Source organism: Frankia sp. CcWB2, assembly GCF_977927585.1.
Genome location: NZ_CDWRCM010000038.1, coordinates 17,550 through 20,634, shown reverse-complemented (window position 1 = coordinate 20,634; position 3,085 = coordinate 17,550). Strand labels below are relative to the sequence as shown.

The following is a 3,085-nucleotide window of genomic DNA, read 5'->3' as shown; positions in this document are numbered from 1 at the left end:
CGTAGGGCTTCAGGTGGTTGGCGAGAACCTCCGCTGCCGCAGCGTCGCCGAATGCCTCGACCAGGTCGATCAGCAGCATCAGTATCCCGCCCCAGCGGAGATCGACGACCGGGCCGTCGAGCATCTGGCGCAGCTGCTCGTAGTATGCCTTCGCTTCCTCGCGGCGGCCCTCGAGTTGGCGAGTGTTGGCGCGGAACACCGTGATCAGCGGCGACGGCGGGACTGCTTCCAGCATCGGCCAGAAGTCGTCCGGGAGTTCGGCGGCGTCCCCTCGCAGCATGGCCAGGTGGGCGGCGAAGGCGTAGCTCAGCCCGATCGCCTGCGCGTCTCCGGCCCGCGAGCCTAGCCGCTGGGCCTCGATGTTGGCCGACCGCGCGGCGGCGCACCCGCCTTCCAGCGCAGCTCGGGCCGCCACGCCGCGCAACCGATGCCAGCTCGCCAGCGGAAGGCCGCTGCGGTCAGCCAGCATCGCGACGGCGGCCATCGCCTCGTCCACGACGTCGAGGCGACCGAGCTGGTAGGCGGCCCTGATCCGCCACTGCTGCCCGAGTACGGCGGCCAGCGGCTGGCTAAGCCGATCGGCTTGCTCGACGGCGGTCGCGGCCAGCCGCAGCCGTTCCTCCGCGTCGTCCGGACCGGCCAGCAACATCTCCCGGGCGCGGGCGGCATCCAGCAACGCCTGGGCGTCGCCGCTCGCCTGCGCGAGCTCCATCGCCTCGTCGACATACCGGTGGGCCGCCTCCGTGGATCCGACCTCGCCCAGGATCGTGGCGAGTTGTGACAGCACCTGTGCCCGCAATGCGGGCGGCTGCGGTGCGGCGAGCGCCGTCCGGCACAGCCGGGAGATCGCCTCGATGGCTTGCGGGAAGGTCACCCAACGCACCACCAGCGCCGCTGCGGCCACCAGGTCGTCCCTGCCTGCCCGCTGCGCTGCCGCAGCGGTTTGTTCGCATTGCCGGAGCGATTCGGTCAGCGCTCCGGCCAGGTAGTAGGCGCGCGCCAGCTCCAAGGTCGTCTGCGCGAGTTCCGCCTCACCGGTGCCAGCCTGCCGGAGCGCCGCTACCGCGGTGAGCAGGTGCGTGGCCGCCTCGTCGTAGGCCAAGGCCTGGACTGCCTCGACGGCGGCCTGCCTGGCTCACCGGGCTGCGCAGCGATGTGCGTGCTCGTGGCCGCCGGCGCGGCGCCAGTGACCGGCGACCTCGGCCGCGAGCCCGGGGACGGTGGACGATCGCACCTGCAGCGCGACGGCAGCCCGCCGCTGCGCCGCGCCACCTGCTCCGCGCGGGCGGCGGTGGAGGCCGCCGGGTCGAGCGCGGTGAGGTAGTCCCGGACAGCGGCTGCCGTCAGCGGTCGCAACGGCACGGCGTGGACGCTGTCCAGCCGGGACAGCTCACGCATGACGTCGCCGGCCTCGGCGCGCATCGTCGCGATCAGCAGCAGGTGGCTGTCGACGATCCCGCCGGCTACCTGCCGCACCAGCTCGACGGTGTTCGTGTCGGCCCAGTGCAGGTCCTCCAGCACGATCACCAGTGGTTCGGTGGCGGCCGTCAGCACCGCATCGGCGACCGCGGCCAGCGCGGCGAACCGCACGGCGGCCGCGCTCGCCGCGTCACCAGGTACGTCGCCGCTCACCGCCCCCGCGAACAGATCGATGGCCCCGGCGCTACGCGCCCTCGCCCGCCGCGGCGGGCGAGGGCGCGTAGCGCCTGCTGCCAGGGCCACAGTGGCGGAGCGGAACGGTCGGCGAGGCTGTAGCCGCGGCCGACCGGCACCGCCGAGGACCTCGCGTCCGCCCGCAGCGACTCCTCCACCAGCCGGGTCTTGCCGATCCCCGCCGGGCCGGTGACCAGCAGGACCCCGCCTCGACCCGCCGCCGCCGTCCGCGCCCGCGAACGCAGCAGCGTCAACTCCTCCTGCCGCCCGACGAACGGGCGGTCATCACCGCGCACCCCACCAAGGATGGGGCAACCCCGGCCACGTAGATAGCCGGTTCCGTGCCGAAGTTCGGTACTGGTACTGAGGGACGGGGCCGGCCGGCGCGGGATCGTCGACCACGATCATCGGAACTCGACCGACGCAGGAGGCGCCCGATGGACCTCATCATCCAACCGATCTTCGGCATTCCCGACCCGCCCAGCACTGCGTGGGTGGACGACGTCCTGTCAGCCGTCCACGACGACGCTGGCGTCCTCGTCAGCCGGGCCATGTCGACGAGCGGGGACGACGGCGCGCCGGACGGGTTGATCACGCTCTGGCACGACGCCGGATCCGCGTCGGCCGGCCCCGCGGCTCCCCCGGTCGATGCCGGCGGCAGCGTCCGGCTGGGCGCCGTGCGCCGTTACACGGTGACCGGACACTTCGCCGGCGCCGCCACCGGTCCGGCCCTTTACCTGCGGCAGGCCAGCTTCGACGGGCCGCGCACCCCGCGGTGGACCGCGGCCTTCGACCGGGCGGGCACCGAGCGGATCTGGCCGGCCGTTCGCGATCTGCCCGGCATCGTCGCGACGCTGGTGGGCCGGGCGGACGACGGCGCCACCGTGATGTACCTGCTGGCCGAGACCGTCGAGGCGCTGGATGCGGCCACCGGGCGGGTCATGTCGACGTCGTTGCTGCCCGGCGAGGACCCGGCCCTGCTCACCGGCCCGGACCGGGTGGAGGTCCATCGCCTGATGCACGCCGTACTGCCCACCGCCGGGTCGTGACCGATCGGGTGGAGGGTGCCCGCAGCCGGGCCAGTTCGCCGGCGCGGCGGCGGTTTCTGGGTGGTGTTCGCACCCGGCCTGGGGGATGGCAGCACTCGTGAAACGCGGTGCCTGCGGCCTCGCGCCGACGGGGCCGAGCCGTGCATTGTCAGGCATATGAGGAAACGCTCGACTTTCGCACTTTTCCTTGATCGCTCGCCGCGAGAGAAGAAGTCAACTGATTACGCCCGTTGAGCTGGGTGGCATGTTTCTGGGGGTGGCACGGCCCGGTGTGGCGTGCGGGGAAACGAGCAGCTCGGGAGCCTGCTGGCGGGAGCATCGGCGCTTCCTATAACCGGCTCGAAAGCTGGACGCCGATGCTCCCGGATGTCACGATACCCGTC

Annotated in this window: 3 protein-coding genes and 1 pseudogene; 1 reads left to right on the top strand and 3 read right to left on the bottom strand. The window is 72.8% G+C overall.

Annotated elements, in window-relative coordinates:
* The 3 genes and pseudogenes from ACY45C_RS06365 to ACY45C_RS06355 form a co-directional block, all read right to left on the bottom strand.
* Nucleotides 1–1,102: pseudogene (locus ACY45C_RS06365) on the bottom strand (LuxR family transcriptional regulator); the annotation flags it as partial.
* The gene (locus ACY45C_RS06360; protein WP_462186716.1) at nucleotides 1,060–1,632 is read right to left on the bottom strand and encodes a hypothetical protein; all 573 of its coding nucleotides are present in this window, start codon (nucleotides 1,630–1,632) and stop codon (nucleotides 1,060–1,062) included. The gene ACY45C_RS06360 and the pseudogene ACY45C_RS06365, both read right to left, overlap by 43 nt.
* A complete protein-coding gene (locus ACY45C_RS06355; protein WP_462186715.1) occupies nucleotides 1,629–1,949 on the bottom strand; it encodes an ATP-binding protein in 321 nt (106 codons plus the stop codon). Before ACY45C_RS06355 ends, ACY45C_RS06360 begins: the two co-directional genes overlap by 4 nt.
* Nucleotides 1,950–2,090: 141 nt before the next feature.
* Here ACY45C_RS06355 and ACY45C_RS06350 point away from each other — a divergent pair, with 141 nt between their 5' ends.
* Nucleotides 2,091–2,702, top strand: coding sequence for a hypothetical protein (locus ACY45C_RS06350; protein WP_462186714.1), 612 nt, complete (start codon nucleotides 2,091–2,093; stop codon nucleotides 2,700–2,702).
* Nucleotides 2,703–3,085: the final 383 nt, after the last annotated feature.

Excerpts from the sequence above, each read along its gene's own strand:
- ACY45C_RS06350 (WP_462186714.1), top strand. The coding sequence starts at position 2,091 with ATGGACCTCATCATCCAACCGATCTTCGGCATTCCCGACCCGCCCAGC.